Origin of the sequence: Motilimonas pumila, assembly GCF_003596335.1 — a bacterium.
Taxonomy (GTDB): Bacteria; Pseudomonadota; Gammaproteobacteria; order Enterobacterales; family CBDFNC01; genus Motilimonas; species Motilimonas pumila.
The window spans coordinates 1-15,836 of the sequence record NZ_QZCH01000022.1 but is presented as its reverse complement, the minus strand read 5'-3'; the positions used below and the strand labels follow the sequence as shown (position 1 = coordinate 15,836).

14 protein-coding genes and 1 tRNA gene are annotated in these 15,836 nt (G+C 45.8%); 8 read left to right on the top strand and 7 right to left on the bottom strand.

Annotation, left to right across the window (positions count from 1 at the left end; genetic code table 11):
* Positions 1-4: 4 nt before the first annotated feature.
* The 4 genes from D1Z90_RS15205 to yejK form a co-directional block, all read right to left on the bottom strand.
* The gene (locus tag D1Z90_RS15205) at positions 5-838 is read right to left on the bottom strand and encodes an ABC transporter permease subunit (protein ID WP_158587155.1); all 834 of its coding nucleotides are present in this window, start codon (positions 836-838) and stop codon (positions 5-7) included.
* A 5-nt stretch (positions 839-843) separates the two neighbouring features.
* Positions 844-2,445 (bottom strand): maltose ABC transporter permease MalF, encoded by a 1,602-nt coding sequence (malF, locus tag D1Z90_RS15200; RefSeq protein ID WP_119911640.1) that lies wholly within the window; start codon positions 2,443-2,445, stop codon positions 844-846.
* Positions 2,442-3,611 (bottom strand): maltose/maltodextrin ABC transporter substrate-binding protein MalE, encoded by a 1,170-nt coding sequence (gene malE / locus D1Z90_RS15195; RefSeq protein ID WP_158587154.1) that lies wholly within the window; start codon positions 3,609-3,611, stop codon positions 2,442-2,444. The genes malF and malE overlap by 4 nt, the downstream gene beginning before the upstream one ends.
* 258 nt (positions 3,612-3,869) lie before the next feature.
* Positions 3,870-4,874, bottom strand: coding sequence for a nucleoid-associated protein YejK (gene yejK, locus D1Z90_RS15190; RefSeq protein ID WP_119911638.1), 1,005 nt, complete (start codon positions 4,872-4,874; stop codon positions 3,870-3,872).
* Between the two features lie 76 nt (positions 4,875-4,950).
* Here yejK and D1Z90_RS15185 point away from each other — a divergent pair, with 76 nt between their 5' ends.
* From D1Z90_RS15185 to D1Z90_RS15175, 3 genes are all read left to right on the top strand, one after another.
* Positions 4,951-5,169 (top strand): DUF1414 domain-containing protein, encoded by a 219-nt coding sequence (locus D1Z90_RS15185; protein WP_119911637.1) that lies wholly within the window; start codon positions 4,951-4,953, stop codon positions 5,167-5,169.
* Between the two features lie 90 nt (positions 5,170-5,259).
* Complete coding sequence (locus tag D1Z90_RS15180; protein ID WP_158587153.1) at positions 5,260-7,086, top strand: DUF3413 domain-containing protein; 1,827 nt, start codon at positions 5,260-5,262, stop codon at positions 7,084-7,086.
* A gap of 108 nt (positions 7,087-7,194) precedes the next feature.
* A tRNA-Pro gene (locus D1Z90_RS15175) sits at positions 7,195-7,271 on the top strand.
* Between the two features lie 156 nt (positions 7,272-7,427).
* Here D1Z90_RS15175 and D1Z90_RS15170 read toward each other — a convergent pair.
* Together D1Z90_RS15170 and D1Z90_RS15165 are read right to left on the bottom strand one after the other, a co-directional pair.
* Positions 7,428-9,272 (bottom strand): alkyl sulfatase dimerization domain-containing protein, encoded by a 1,845-nt coding sequence (locus tag D1Z90_RS15170; protein ID WP_119911635.1) that lies wholly within the window; start codon positions 9,270-9,272, stop codon positions 7,428-7,430.
* 128 nt (positions 9,273-9,400) lie between these two features.
* A complete protein-coding gene (locus D1Z90_RS15165; RefSeq protein ID WP_119911634.1) occupies positions 9,401-10,093 on the bottom strand; it encodes a hypothetical protein in 693 nt (230 codons plus the stop codon).
* Between the two features lie 255 nt (positions 10,094-10,348).
* Between D1Z90_RS15165 and D1Z90_RS15160 the strand changes: the two genes are divergently transcribed.
* The 5 genes from D1Z90_RS15160 to D1Z90_RS15140 all read left to right on the top strand — a co-directional run bounded on the left by D1Z90_RS15160 (position 10,349) and on the right by D1Z90_RS15140 (position 15,326).
* Positions 10,349-11,440 (top strand): calcium:cation antiporter, encoded by a 1,092-nt coding sequence (locus D1Z90_RS15160; RefSeq protein WP_119911633.1) that lies wholly within the window; start codon positions 10,349-10,351, stop codon positions 11,438-11,440.
* A 53-nt stretch (positions 11,441-11,493) separates the two neighbouring features.
* Positions 11,494-12,159 carry a DedA family protein gene (locus D1Z90_RS15155; RefSeq protein ID WP_119911632.1) on the top strand — a complete coding sequence of 222 codons (666 nt, stop codon included), beginning with the start codon at positions 11,494-11,496 and terminating at the stop codon, positions 12,157-12,159.
* A gap of 22 nt (positions 12,160-12,181) precedes the next feature.
* Positions 12,182-13,582 (top strand): magnesium transporter, encoded by a 1,401-nt coding sequence (locus tag D1Z90_RS15150; protein WP_119911631.1) that lies wholly within the window; start codon positions 12,182-12,184, stop codon positions 13,580-13,582.
* Between the two features lie 21 nt (positions 13,583-13,603).
* A complete protein-coding gene (locus D1Z90_RS15145; RefSeq protein ID WP_119911630.1) occupies positions 13,604-14,257 on the top strand; it encodes a MarC family NAAT transporter in 654 nt (217 codons plus the stop codon).
* A 127-nt stretch (positions 14,258-14,384) separates the two neighbouring features.
* Entirely contained in the window at positions 14,385-15,326 is a 942-nt protein-coding gene (locus D1Z90_RS15140) for a LysR family transcriptional regulator (protein WP_119911629.1), read from the top strand.
* Positions 15,327-15,372: 46 nt separating this feature from the next.
* On the opposite strand, the gene D1Z90_RS15135 is transcribed toward D1Z90_RS15140, so the two are convergent.
* The gene (locus tag D1Z90_RS15135) at positions 15,373-15,750 is read right to left on the bottom strand and encodes a hypothetical protein (protein ID WP_147378778.1); all 378 of its coding nucleotides are present in this window, start codon (positions 15,748-15,750) and stop codon (positions 15,373-15,375) included.
* Between the last annotated feature and the right edge of the window lie 86 nt (positions 15,751-15,836).

The window sequence follows — 15,836 nt, the reverse complement described above, 5'->3', positions numbered from 1 at the left end:
GTCCTTAATACCGGTTAGCGCGTAATAACCAGCGCTGTAAAAGCAATAATAAAAATATCGCAGGCAACGACGACAACAAGGCAAAGGCGGCGAATTCTCCCCAATAAAACTGCTGTTGGGCCAAGTATTGGCCAGCTCCAATTGCCAAGGTGTATGACTGCTTGTCTTGCAATAATATGGTGGCCAGCGGCAATTCGCTATAGGCCATCGCGAAAGCGATAAGAAAAGTGATCATCAAGCCGGGCATAATCAAAGGAATGATCACCCGCCATAAAATTTGCCATTGGCTGGCGCCAGAGATACGAGCACTTTCTTCAAAGGTACTTGGCAAGTTGGTAATTTGCCCTTTCAATATCCAAATATAAAACGCTAATCCGCCTAAATACGCCAGCCCCAAACCAAGCGGTGAGTTAACCCCAAAGAGTGGAAAATATCCGCCGACCTTACGCAGTAAAATATACACGGCCACCAGGGCTAATACCGAAGGTAAAAACTGCACCAACAAGATAGCGCGATTAAGTACTCGCTTACCTATAAAGCTCTTTCTAACCAGCGCATAAGCAGACATCGCCGCCAAAGCTGTCGCAGTGACAGCAAAAATGAGGGCAATGCGCAATGAATTCCAGAGCCAAGTCAGCGCCGGCAAATCTGGCGTCAATAACTCGCCATTTACGGTTGTCACCGGCAAGTTAAACAATAATTTCCAATGCATTAGCGTGGCTAGATTTCCGCCCAACCCTGGCGCGCCAAAAGACAGCCAGGTAATAATGAATAATGGGCACAACACAGTAGCAGAAGCCAGCAACAAGCCCGCATGCGTCGCAACTGCCTTGATCATGCCCTTCATTCTAACCTCTCATAACGATTATGAGGCGCTAATGCTTTCCAGCAAAAGAATGCCAATACCGAAATAAAACATAAGCCTAAACATGTTACCGCCGCCGCCAGCGCGTAATTTTGTTGCGCCCCAAACGCCGTATCAAACACATAATTCAGTAATAAATCGGTATAGCCGGCGCTAGGAAAAGAACCAGCGATGCCAGGCCCACCATCGGTTAAGAAATAAACCAATACAAAATTATTTAAATTCAGCGCAAACAGCGCCAACAATACGGGCTTTAATGGTTTGATGAGTTGCGGCAAGGTTATGCGTAAAAATTGGCTAATAATACCGTGACCGGCTATGCGTGCAGACTCATACAGCACCGATGGAATGCTTCTTAAACTGGCGATGCAAAGCAACATAATATATGGATAACCTAGCCAAACACTGACAAATAACACCAAGCTGCGGGCGACTGCGGGATCGGTCATCCAATCAATTTTGACGTGAAATAATGCTTCTAGCAGCATGGTAAGTTGGCCGCCGTGAGGATGAAGTAATACTTTAAACGTTAAGATCGTGATAAAGGGCGGCAAAGCCCATGGCAGCAGCAATATAGCGCGGTAAATACCAGCACCTATCACGTTTTTTTGACTGGTTAGCACCGCTAAGATCATGCCCACAAACAAAGCGCCAAGTAACGACAATAAGGCAAATGAAAAAGTCCATATCAAAATACTAACAAGGGGGTTAAAGATATGATCTTTCGACAGTACTTCGCGATAGTGAGATAAGTGTGCAAACTGCACAAACCCCGGAGCAATCGGCTCACCAATAAACTCTCCTTGCTGATCAATGTGCTGATAATAACCACTGGCAATGTTTGGTCGAAGCAAGGCGTTGGTTTGTTTGTTCAGCAAAGTATAGGCATCGGTGAGCATGTCTCCATTGGTTAGCACAACCCCCTCTTTCAACTGTTGGTATAACGGTTGAAATTGGCTGTAATGCTGAAAATCAATGCGTTGAATACGCTCCCCTGTTGGCAAAATTAACGTTTGTGCACCATAAAGCTGACGAAAGGTTAACTGTTCTTTCAAACTGGTTTTGGCCAAAAACAATCCCGAGCCGCCGGGTTTAAGCTGCAGCTCACTGACTTCATCTTGCTTTAACGAGAAGTGATTACTTACAAAAGTATGCGCCCCATGATACAGCTTCAAACGATACAAGCTGCCATCAAACAACAAACTGTATTGATACCGTTTGCCCTGGGCAAAAGTTTGCTCTAGCAATAAGTCAGTAGTGCGCTGCAAGGAAGCGCCGTGACTGGCGGAATAATTGGTAAAACTGATAAACACAGTGAACAATAAGGGCACTAACGTAAAACATACAACAAAGGCAAAAGCCGGGTATAAAAGTCGATATGGCTTACCTTTAACGCTACTATACACCCACAGACCGCTGCAACCCAGTAAAGTAAAGATTATCGCAAACACATACTCTTGCTGCCATAAGAGCGCAACTACAAAAGCGCCGAGGGCCATGCCTATCACCGCTTTTACCAACAACCAAAAGCGGGCAAATAACCAAATACGCTGCAGCTTAGCGAGTAAATAAGCCTTCATGGCATTTCCACCATTTTGTCCGCGTATTTGAGCAACTCTTTAGAAGGAACCTCAGAATGCAGGTTTTGCCAGACCCCGGTTAAAGCTGCCAACAACCGCCCTACTTTCGGTACATTAGGCAATAAATCGGCGTGTTTAAGTGAATTGAAACTTACCTGAACCCAAGGGTGGCTGGCGATATGGTTTAAATAGGGAATAAAAGCAGGAACGCCAAGCGGCACATCACTGTTTAATGCATGCAAACCTGGCTCAGTTAATAAAAATTGCTCTATAAAGTACTGCGCCACGTCTTGCTGTTCGCTATAACGGTTGATCATGGCCGCGTAAACGGTGATCCAAGGTCGTATTGGCCGGCCATAGATTTCAGGTAAGGTCGTCAGTCCTACCGGAAAGTCGAGTTGTTGTAATTGTCGCCATTGGGTCGGGTTTACTAAAATCATGGCTTGGCGTTGCTGCTGAAAATCATTGTAAATAGTGTGCTGACCAAAGCCTTGCACTAACCAACCCGATTGGTACAAATCGCGCAGAAAATCTAACCCTTGATGGGCATTACCAGCTTCAATGCCAGAGTGACTGGTGTCGTATTGGTTATGGTGGCGAGCAAAACTGTAGGCGCCAAAAGCGGCTAAAAAGGGAAATTGATAATGGGAGTCAGTATCATGCCAACGAATGCTTTGCACTTGCTCAGCGGCCAGCTTAACCTGTAACTGCTCAATGTCGCGCCAAGTTTTCGGCGCTTGCGAGACCCAGTTTTTATTGTACGCCAAGGACAATACTTCTATCGCTAATGGGTAGGCGTAAACCTGATTTGAAAACGTCATGGCTTGCACTGCCAAAGGCACAAATTGCGCTTGCTGCTTAGCGCTCAAAGGAACAGGGGCAATCACACCTTGGCGAGCCCAAGTGCCAATTTTGTCATGGGACCAGATGATAATATCAGGACCATTGCCATTGGCAGCAAACAGTGGGTACTTACTGGCAGCTATCGGCGGCGCTTCAACTTCCACCGCCATGCCAAACGTCTCAGAAAAACGCGCAGCCACTTTTTCCAAGCCTTGGCGCGCTTGGGAAGGTTCAATCCAGATTAATAGCTTTTCAGGCGCCGCGTGCAACGAACAACTTAACAATAACGCAAAGCAACAAAGCACACGATAGAGTGAAACCAAGACGTTTTCCTTAACCTTTGATGGAACTGCAAACAAACCCTACTCAAAACAACACCGAGCCTAATGCTTGCCTTTATCCCACAGCCAATAGCAAAGCGAAAGTCGGACAAGGCGTTTTTGAGAAAAACTTAATAATCGTCCACTAATGGTTATGACTATGTTGCATTTAACAACATAATCATAGCATTAAGTGTGTTTTTTTAGGAGCTGACCCCTTCGCATCTACATTGGCAGGAGTCGTAAAGCGCCCAACGACGATTAGCTGCCTTTCAATTGCTCACGCAGGTTAGGCGGCGTTCCTTGAATGGTCAAGGTATCGGTCTCCGGGTCATACATTACCCGCTCTCCCAAATGTTTTTGGTCAAAGCTGATGCTTAGACCTCCGCCAGAGCCCACGTATTTAGTAAGTTTACGGATCGTGCTGCGATCAACTGGAAAGCTGTCCTCCAGCTGGTAATCTTCACTGACAAAGTCATAGAAACTGCCCTCAGCATTACTGGGAAGCGCTTCAGAGAGCGTTTTGATTGCAACGTCTTCCCCTTGACTTAATTGTTCACTACAGTGATTAAAAACCGTTTCGCGGTATTCTTGTTTTTCTTCAGGTGGTAACGCTTGTTGCTGGCAATATTCATCCACCGCTTGCATTAAGCCCTGGTTTTGTACCTTGGCATCTAAGCCTGGTTCACAGCCCATGAAATCCAAGAAAAAGTCAGCCACTTTGCGCCCAACGCGACCTTTAATGTATGAAATATAACGGTTGGAGTCTGGGTCTTGTTGCCACTGGGTAATATCAATGCGCGCGGCAAGTTGCGCCTTGCTTAAGTCAAGGTGGCGACTGGGGCTAACATCTAGCTCGTCTGTCACTGACACGGTTTCTTTGTTAGCGAGTAAAATTAACAGTAAGTAATCACTGGCAACCCAAGAGTATTTGGCTAACAGAAATACGCCTTCTTCGGCAAAGTCATACTTAGAAATTTCATTCGCGAGCAAGTGCGCACTCGATTTAGACATCTCAACAAAGCTTAAATCGCCCGCCAAATATTGCGTTAGCTGCTCAGGGAATGCCGTGGCTTTTTCCTCATCTTTGGTGAAATAACCAAAACCTTTACCTGCTTTGCTTTGATAACTGGTTTGCAGCTCTTCCACCAACCCCACCACATTATTGGTGATAGGTAACTCTTGTTCACGAGTGTGACAAATTAACTGGCCTTCATCTCCCATTACAAGTGAATGAAGTATAATATCATTTAGTTCGAGGCTCATAAGAAAACATAGTGTTAAGGATACCGGTAAGGTATTATATGCGGCTTTGCCAAAACAATCAGCATAGGATTAAACAATGCCTATCGTTTCTAAGTATAAAAACGAACAAGTCGAAGCTATCATCAATGACGTAGTGGCCGTATTACAACAGCACAATGCACCGATGGACCTCGCCCTCATGGTGTTAGGTAATACTACCTCAGACTTAATTAATTCCAACATTCAGCCTGCCCAGCGCGCGGCCATCGCCGAAAAGTTCGCTGCTGCCCTGACTGCTGCAATTGATCAAGAATAAGTTAGCAGTTGCGTAACCAAGATTATTGCGCAACACTCTAATAATTATTGGAAAACTAGCAGACTCATGGTCGAAACCGGAAACAGATACATGGATAACGTGTCCAAACTGATTAGTTGGGGACACTGGTTCAGCTTTATCAATATCCTTTTTGCTTTGGTTATTGCCACCCGTTATTTGGTCGCGGCAGACTGGCCCCCAAGTTTATTGGGTCAAGGCTATATGCTGGTCAGTTGGTTAGGCCATTTCAGCTTTCTCGGTTTTGCCTTTTATCTGTTATTGATTTTCCCCATCAGCTTTTTGGTGCCAAACGAAAAGGCCATGCGCCTTATTGCGGTTTTTATCGCCACAGTGGGCACCACCACGCTATTACTCGACACCCAAAGCTTTACCCTGTTTAACTTTCACCTCAACCCCTTGGTGTGGAATTATTTGTTTGGCGGTGAAGGCCCACAAGCTACCAATTTATTGTTTATCGCCATTCCGTTCATTTTCTTGTTACAGCTCACCGCATCCGGGCTGATTTGGCGTAATCTGAAAACCTTGCATCAAAAGAAGTTAGGGCCGGTGATCGCGACCAGCTTATTCGTGGCTTTTTTATTGACTCATACTATCCATATCTGGGCTGACGCGAGTTACTATCGCCCAATCACGATGCAAAAAGCGAATTTTCCACTGTCTTACCCCATGACAGCAAAAACGTTTTTAATACGCCACGGCTGGATGCAACAAAACGAGCAAGAGAAAAGTAACCGCCATACACATCCTGGCCGTGAAATTAAATACCCATTACGCGCCATAGAGGTCAATCAACCACAGCCGAAAATGAACGTGCTATTGGTGATGATTGATGCCTTGCGTGCAGACATGTTAAACCCCACGAATATGCCTGCGCTTAGCCAATTTGCCGGTTCGGCCAGTACCTTTAACCATCACTTTAGTGGCAGTAATCATGCACGACTGGGCATATTTACCACGTTTTATGGTTTGCCAAGTCAATACTGGCCAGACATCAGCGACGCCTACACGCCACCTATCTTAATGACCCAGCTGCAGCAAGCGGGTTACCAATTTGGTTTATTTTCAGGCCAAGGTTTTTTACAACCTGAGCACATGCAAACCAGCTTTAACAGTATTGAACAGCTCAACATGGCCGAGCCTATATCGCCGGTTTACGATGGCGATACCCAAGCCGTCAAACAATGGCAACAATGGCTCAATCAGCAAAATAATAATGGTGCACCTTGGTTTAGTTATTTGTATCTAAACACACCTACCGGAATGGAAGTGCCGCCAGAGTTTGATGGCCCGCACCAGCCGACCAGTACCATGCTACAAGCTCAGCAAGCTGGGCCTGAGAGCCTAATTAAAGGCTTGTTTAACGATTACCAGAACGCTGTATTGTTCACTGACCAACAACTTAATCGGGTTTTTACAACACTTGCCCAACTTTCGGCGCTTGAAAATACGATAGTGATTGTGACTTCGGCCCATGGTCAAGAGTTTGACGATACGGGGAATAATAACTGGGGTCACCAAAGTAATTACGCGTGGGCCCAAACTCAGGTGCCACTGGTGATCCACTGGCCGGGTAAAACGCCAATACAAGTAGACAAAGACACCAGTCATTTAGATATCGTGCCTACTTTAATGCAAGGCCTGTTTGAAACCACAACGGCAAGTCGTTATTACACCTCAGGGCTAAATTTATTTGGTCCACTTAAGCGCGATTTCATTTTGTTGGGTGACGAAGAAAACTACGTGGTATATCAAGCTGACCGCATCACTGAGTTTACCCCTAAAGGCAACGCGTACGTGCTGGACAGAAATTATCATGAACTGGAAAACGCTGAGCCAGACATTCAAGTACTGATGAAGGTATTGAATGAATTACGCCGCTTTTACCCTAATAATTAGCGCCAGCCCTTAACCAAACCGAAGTAAGTGGTCAAAGACTAAGCAGTTAATTCAACTGCATAAAATCTCCCTTGCAAAGGGAGCAAAAATGCTTAATATGGGAAATATCGGTATGTAGCGCAGCCTGGTAGCGCACTGTCATGGGGTGTCAGGGGTCGGAGGTTCAAATCCTCTCATACCGACCACATTTATAAGGTCAGCTTGTTAGCTGGCCTTTTTTGTATCTGCCGTAGCTTTACAGCCCTCTCTGCGACTAATTCTAAGTTAAAGTAAAGGCTAAGAAATTTCCATATCCACTTAGCCCCAAATTCAACATTCAAAACGCGGTCGATGGTTACCTCTTAACGCGTATGCTGCGCTGTATTGCGCCACTGCGTTTGACTCTCATCTAGCTGATCAAACAACTGAAAAAACGCTTCCACTCGCTGATTATCACTGCTGGTGACGCTTTCACTTGCCAACATTTGTTGCAAACTCTTTTCCCCCACATAATATTGCGCCCAAGTGCGCTTAGGTAAGCGCATTTCAATATCGGGCTGGCGAGAATAAGCGCTCACATCGGTTATAAATTCTGCTACTGTACTGCGCACATGTAAGCCCATTGCTGTCTCATCACTGTCAGTAAATGCAATCGCGAGTAATTGGTCTGCGCCATAACTTTTAACGGGGTCGAGGCGAACCCTAAACTGGCTGATATAGGTGCTATCGGCTGCCTCAAACACTGTCTCGGCATTTGCATAAACGACTTGTGGCAAGGTAATTTTTCCCTCTAATTCAAGCGCTCGAGTCAAGTACCAAGAGCGGGGAATAGAGGCTTCGGTGCGATACCCCATCTGCCTTAATGCGTCTGCTAATAACTGCTTCGCTTGTGCATCACTTGGCACATAACGGGTTAAATACCCGCCTAATTCTGACGCCCATGCGTAGTCGTGCTCAGCTAGTGCCTTTTTTATCGCTTGTTTTACCGCATCTACGCCGCCAAAGCCCGTTACAATCTCTTGCGCCTTTCTATCAGGATCCACTCGGTTCAAGTTTTCAACGTCACCGCCAAACCAACCTAAAGCATGCTGATATATATATTTTGGGTAATACGAGAATTCACCATAAGTCATTTGGTTGTGAGGCATGTCGGCCAAATCTTTAGGCAACTGCACGGAATATCGTAGTTCTTGTGGGGTTTTACCGTGCAAAATACCGCGAATAGTCTGGTCATAAAGGTACATAATGCCATCGTAATAGCCGTTTAACGTGGTTTGAATTTGCCCCTGTCCACTAATGGGATGTGTGTGCGTGTTAATTAAATGCTCGGGCTGTAGATCTCGCATCAAGCGGATCCCCTGCGCCCACACTGTTGGGTCGCGATACACCGAGCCTCGTAGGGTATAAAAGTTAGGGTAAGTTGGCCATAAATGGTTATTAAGCACCGTTTTAGACTCAGGTAAATGAACAATGACTTGGTCATTGCTATCGCTGTCAAATGCGGTGTAAAACACCATGTCTACCCCGTCTATGGTCATGGCTTGGCCATGGCTAACTGGGGTATTTACGGGTACAAACCCTTGCGTTTTCCCTATCGGTGATTTTCCTTCAGCGTCAGGCCCTTCACTAGGCAAAAATACCGAGAATTGTTGCAACGCTCTGGCGGTTAACACTGGGGCAAGCTCGGGAATGGCCGCCCCCATGCCAAGGCTTGCAGAGATGTTATGGTTTAACTTTGGGTGACCAATCACCGTCAGCGCACCTTGATATACATCAGCAAAAGCCTGAGTGCCAAACGCATAATGAGCATGACTATATATAACGGTGTGAATAGGTTTATCACTGATATGCTGACGAATCAGCGCCAGCACCTCCTGCGCTTCTTCAAGATCGTCACCGGTATCATAAATAATCAACCCGGTATCCCCTTCAATTACGGTTTTATAACTAAAGTGGTGACCAACAATGGCCCAGACTCCGTCGGTCACTTGTTTGATATAAGCTTGCTCGGGCTGGGTTTGGTTTAACTTGGCCATATAACTGGCGTTTACCAAACCGCCATTGGCAAACTGGCCAAGCGTTACCTCTGCGCCATTGTAAACCTGTTGTGGATGACTAAAAATATCGGCTTTTACACCGCTCACAAGACTTAATGACAGGCCCAATGCAATCCATTTTGCTGCCGTGGTTTGATAGATTCTTAACATGATGCTCACCCTTTGCCTTACTGTATCTGCTTATTTAATGAATGAAGGCAACAGCAAATAAAGCGTGAATGCCTTCGATATGACATACATTACGGCGCCTCATTTAACACCGGGCGCCGCCATGGGGTTTAGAAACTAAAGCGGTATGAAATCAACGATTGATTATCGTCGTTATCCGCCCAGGTATAGCTGTATTCAAGGCTATGATTATTGGCAAATGAAAAGCCTATGCGGGCTTGATAATCTAAGTCTCTGAGCTTGTCTGACGAGCCGTCTTTATATTTCATCGTGTTAAGGCCATAAGCATAACTAGGAGTAAAACTTAGCCAAGCCTCTGGGGTTGGCTGATAAGTTAGCTCAGCGCCTACTTTTGCAAAGAAAGTATTATTGGAAGCTTGTGAGTGAGTCAGTATGCCTGCACCTACGTCTGGGGTAATACTCCATTGACTGCCAAGAGCAAAACGTTGGAACGTGGCTAAGTAAGTTTCATGAGAGCGCTCACCGTCGGCCAGGTGATGACGGCCATATTCATAACTTAAATGGTAGCCAAGGCCGCCATCAAGGTTAATCAGCTCACCTGAGAAATGATGCACATCGAAGTCTTCTTTCGCCTCATAAGCCAATACAAGACCATGACTATCAGACATTTGTTTCGCGCTTTGCACACCTAATTGTGCGCCTTCACTGCCATAGCCTGCCGCAATGGAAGAAGTAAAATCATGAGGCTTGAACAACGAGTTGGCTTGGCCGGCAAAAGACGTCGCCAGCATAACAGATGCTAATACACCGACGGTAATTTTAGTGCGAGTTGTTTTTTTCATTTTGATTTCCTCGTGTTGTTGACGAGGAAAATGTTATGGCGCGCAACCACGCTTGGATACGAATTAGAGAAATTCAAATATGCTGATTCTTATCAAATTTCCCCCAATTATGAATTTCTCTAATTCATGGTTTTCAGCTGCATTCATCGTTAGTTTGACACCATCGACTACAGCATTGGAATCAGTAGCTTGTTTCGTCCAACTTACTTGTTGAAGGATATAACCGGTCGTTGGCGGCACTTAAAAAGGCGTCATATGCTCAAACTCATACAGCAAGAATACAAGATGCTTATTGGCATCATCGCAGTTCTATTTTTTAAAATGATAGGAGACAACTTACTTGCCAGTGGCATGGCCCCCCTGCCCTATATGCTAACCACGGGCATACTGCTCTATGTGGTGATGACCGCGATTTTCTCTGTGGTGCGCCACTCAGATGCCCTCGCCATCAAGCTTGGCGACCCTTATGGCACTTTGATCTTAACTTTATCCGTGGTGTTACTCGAAGTGATTATGGTGTCTTCAGTGATGCTAACGGGCGAGTCTAACCCGGTACTGGCCAGAGATACCATGTTCGCGGTTGTCATGGCTGTGCTCAACGGCTTTGTGGGCATTACCTTATTAATCGGTGGCATGAAGTACCATACCCAAACCTATAACTTAGAAGGCATAAAAGCATACCTGGTTGCCATTATTCCTCTAGCCATGCTGTGTTTGGTACTACCCAGCTTTACCAGCGTGAATGCCCTTGGCAATATGTCTAGTGGTTTAACTTGGACTTTGGTACTGACTTCGGTAGCCCTTTACGCGGTATTTTTGTTTGTGCAAACCCGCAGCCACACTCACTTTTTTGTTGATGCGGACCACCAAGATAGTCATGAAGATCACGGCCCGCTGCAAAGCAACCTGTTTCATACCATTATGCTAGTGGCTTACCTGATGGTGGTGATTTTCTTAGCCAAAAGCTTAGCTCTGCCTATAAATGATGGCATCACGGAAATGGGCGCACCAGCCGCGCTCGGCGGACTGATTGTGGCTTTAATTATCTTAGCTCCCGAAGCCGTTGGGGCTGTAAAAGCCGCATTTACCAATCAACTGCAGCGCGCAATGAACCTATTTTTCGGCTCGGTACTGGCAACCATTGCCCTAACCGTACCTGCTGTTTTGCTTATCTCCGGAGTAATGAGTGAGCCAATTCAACTTGGCTTAGGCCCGGCAGAAATTGTGTTACTGATTGCCACCTTGTTAATGACGAGCGTCAGCTTCAGTAGCGGGCGCACCAACTCGCTCAATGGCGCCACTCACTTAATCTTATTTTTCGCCTACATCATTTTAATGTTTGATTAACCTCGTTCCCCCCTGATAGCTCAATGCTATTAGGGGGCCGTTTGGAGTCAGCCATGCAAGACATTCTTTCTGCTATTTGGATGCAAGACTTTGAGTCTTTACTCGCCCTTAGCTCTTTGCACTTATTACTCTTATTGTTGGCAACAGTATTATTGCTTGAGTCAAGCTTTGTATTTTTGCCATTACCCGGTGATGGTCTAGTGCTTTTTGTGGGAGGCCTTGTGGCAATCGACGCCATCTCATTCCCCCAAGCATTATTGTGGTTAACCTTGGCGTCGTTTGTGGGCTCTTTATTGGCTTACATTCAAGGGCGCACCTTGCAAGGCAGCTCATTGATGCCAAAACTGCAAGTCATTTTGCCCGACAAGGCGCTGCTTCGCTCTCAACACCTGCTAAGCAAGTATGGCTTTTCATCCTTGTTTATCTCGCGCTTTATCCCATTTGTTCGCGTGCTTACCCCCATGTTAATGGGAGTGTCAAAACTGAGCTTTACTCGCACTGTGATAATCAGTTTTACCAGCTCTTTTACTTGGGTGCTCGTCTTACTGCTGGCGGGGCAATGGCTCATGGGCCACCCATTAGTGATGGCCTACCAAGAAGTAGCCACCAAAGGCTTGCTGATCTTTAGCGTCACGCTAATGGTAAGCGCCTTTATTACGCTGTTTGTTCGTTTAACCAAACAGCGCCGCCAGTCCACTATCCACTCAAACTCCAACTGAGTCATCAATTCAGGAGTCTATTATGACCGTCTCTATTTCACTGCCTCTTGCCCATCAAACTTCAGCGGCAGCGGCTTTATACCTACAGGTACAACTTGCCATTAATACTCACGATGGGCAGTTAATATTCACCACTTTAAGTAACGCCGAGCCGACATTGATGCCAGCGCTGCTAAGGCAACTCACCCTGCAAGAGCGCGTGCTCACTTGGACATTTCTCAGCAAAGTCAGCCCTGAGCTAGCGGCAAACCTACTGGATCACTACAGCAATACGGAAATGGTGCAATTAGCCAGCGCCCTGCCTGACAACTGTGTTAACACCCTTTTCCCGTATTTGCGCTCCAGTGACCGCCGTATTTTGCTCAATGATTTACCCAACAAACAGCAAACAAAATTACAGCAAGCCATGCCATCAACTTGGAAAGCTGCCGAAGAGGCCAGCTTAACCTATCAAGCCTATACCGCGGCCGGCATATGTAAAAATGAAGTGGTAAAGCTAAGCCAACACGCTACCGTGTCGCAATTAAGCCAGTTTTTGCATGATGATGAGCAGCATTACGAATATCAAGAATGGCGTTATGTGTTTTTACACGATCCAGATGGCCGCTATTTGGGCGGTCTGAAATTAAAAGACGTGTTTAACTTGCCGCCAGATAGCTTGTTACAAGATTACTTGGACGCCTCGTTGCCGGTCATTAAGCCTGACTCTGACTTACAAGCGCTGAGAAGCCAACTGAACAATACCCCCCATCCTGTATTGCCCGTGGTAGACAGTCGCGGCTTGCAGTTAGGAGTGGTAGGTTTTAAGCAGCTCAATGAAGCCTTATATCGCCAATCTAAACAGCAATTACTGGAGCAATCAGGCGTTTTTGGCGGCGATGAGTTTCGCACCATGCCTACCCTAAAGCGCAACATACGTCGGCTGGCCTTTTTATTGCCGTCCGTAGTCCTGAGCTATGCGGCGGTATCCATTATTGCGCAGTTTGAGTCTACCATTGCGCAGTTTGCATTGCTGGCCGCCATTTTACCTTTAGTGGCTAATTTGTCTGGCGCGGCGGGGAATCAGGCTGTGGCTATCTCTATTCGCGAGCTTGCCGTGGGCACCATATCCAGTAAAGACTGGCTCTATGTATTAGCCAAGGAAATCCCCATAGGCATGGTCAACGGTGTATTAATTGGCGCCGTCTTGGCGCTGTTATCTTATTTCACTTACGGTGAAGAGCAGCTCGCCCTGCCCTTATTGGTTGCCATGGCTTACATGATTTCATCTACCCTCGCGGTACTTATTGGTGGCGCTTTACCTCTGCTGTTAGCCAAGTTAAAGCTGGATCCCGCGATGTTATCCAGCCCACTTTTGACCACGTTAACCGATGCCATTTCATTTTTAAGTGTGCTGACACTGGCAAGCATGATTTTACTTTAACCTATTAATAAGGACTCTTTTATGAACTTAGAAACCATGCTGACCTATCTCAGCTTAACCGTACTGGCCTTATTGCCGATGATGAATCCGCCTGCGGCTGCCACCGTTCTACTGGGGCTAAGTAAAGGGCGAGACAAAGCTTACATGGTGACGCAAGCCAAAACCGTTGGCTGTTACCTCTTTGTGGCCTTGTGCATCACCTTTTTTATTGGCTCATCAGTACTTGAACTGTTTAGCATTTCCATTCCAAGCCTGCGCCTCGGCGGCGGCATTATCATAATGGCCATTGGCTTCAATATGCTATTTCCTAATTCAGACAGTACTAGCACAACACCCTCACAAGACTCGATTGCGCTGGTCCCTTTGACCATTCCTTCTGTATGTGGCCCAGGCACCATGGCACTGATCATCAGTTTAGCCGCTGAGCTGGCAATGCAAGGTGAAGAGCTGCAAACTCTGAGCGTTTACACTGGGGTGGTACTGGGATTTGCCGTGGTCGCTGCCATCGCAGCCCTGACCTTAAGCATGGCCTACCCATTATTAAAACTCTTAGGTCAAAATGGCATTCAAGCATTTACCCGTATCATGGGGTTTTTATTAATTTGCATGGGCGTGCAATTCTTTACCCTTGGCATCACTGAAATCAGCCAAGAAATTCATGCTTTGCTAAGCTAACTCTATCCTTTAGTAGCAAGGACGCTACCGCCTGCTTTTTTTACTCTTCTATCATCTTAGCTTGAACAATATTTCAGTTCCCTTACTCTATAAGTCAGACACTTACACTGCGCTATAAGGAAATGCGATGCGAGAGTTGCGAGACTTAGACTTAAACTTGCTTAAATTACTACAAGCTGTGATTGAAACCCGCAACACCCACCTGGCTGCAGACAAGCTGGGGATTTCTCAAACCAGTGTTAGCCGAGGCATGGCAAAATTAAGGGAAACCTTTGGCGATCAGTTATTTATTCGCAAAGCTCACGGGGTAGAGCCATCTGAGTTAGCAACCAGGTTAGCGATTGCTGCTGATGAAATGTTTATACCTGTAGTAAAAGTCATGGAGTCTTACCAAAACTTTGAACCGGAGAACTTTCGCGGCAACGTGAATATCTCGATGAATATATTCATTTTGGATTTATTTGGAGAAGGAATTTTCACTGCACTGCGCGACGTTTTGCCAAATGCCAATTTTAAAATGACCTATTGGCAAGACCAAAGCGTGGGGGACATGTTAAATGGCCAAATTGACTATATGCTGCATTTTGCCGCCTTTCCGCTACCACAAGAAATTTACCAGCATAAGCTAAAACAGGTAAAACTCTGCTTAATCGCGAAAAAAAATCATCCAGTACTGAAAAAAAGCAGTGACTGGCAAGCGATTCATGAGTTGCCGATTACCCGAATCTTGATTGATGGTATCAATGCCAAACGCTCGCCAATGGAAGAGTTATACATAGCAAAAGGCTACCAAGCCAATTTAGTATTAGAAACGCACAGCGTAACCGTGTTATTGAATAAGCTTAAAAACTCCAACGCTATTTCTTATGGCAGCAGTTTCATGACACAAAATGACCCAGCGCTCAGCTGCTACCCACTGCCCGATATGCCCAAAGACGCCCGCCAAATTCAATTAAATGGTGGCTATTTGCAGTCAAAGCGAGGTTTTCCGCTAAACCAATTGCTGCATCAAATTATACAGCAATACTTTGATGGGTTAGGCCAGCCGGAGCCCAAAATAAATCAGTAAAGCAAAGTCATCAAGGTTTTAGTTATCTCACTAAAACCATAATTGCTTAGCTCATCGCTGTTTGCCGCACAGCTGACGTTTGAGCCGGATAAATAATGCTGCCTTTGATTTCATATTTATATTCAAAACTAAAATCTGGAAACGGATAAGTGTCATTTTCATGCCACTGCGCCACCGTTTTCGCCGCTTCATTTTGCTGTTTCGGATCGTGACTGGACGCAGGGTCGACCAACTGGTACTGATTCGCGTGGGCAATTTTGGCGCCAACTTGCTCTACTTGGGTCAGTGCTGCAAATAGAATGTCTTCTTGTATCGCCATAAACTCTTCGTTATCTCGACAGCAAATATAGGCCATCACATTAATATTGACTGAGTAATCCCCTACTCCCATTAACCTAACACGAATCGGCTCGGCTTCTGTCATAGGGTGCTGTCATACACAGGATCTTAAGCAAAAGTAGTTGAAAGGTGTGGAAAAAAGGCCCTCAGTGTGATCTGATTAAATCGCCA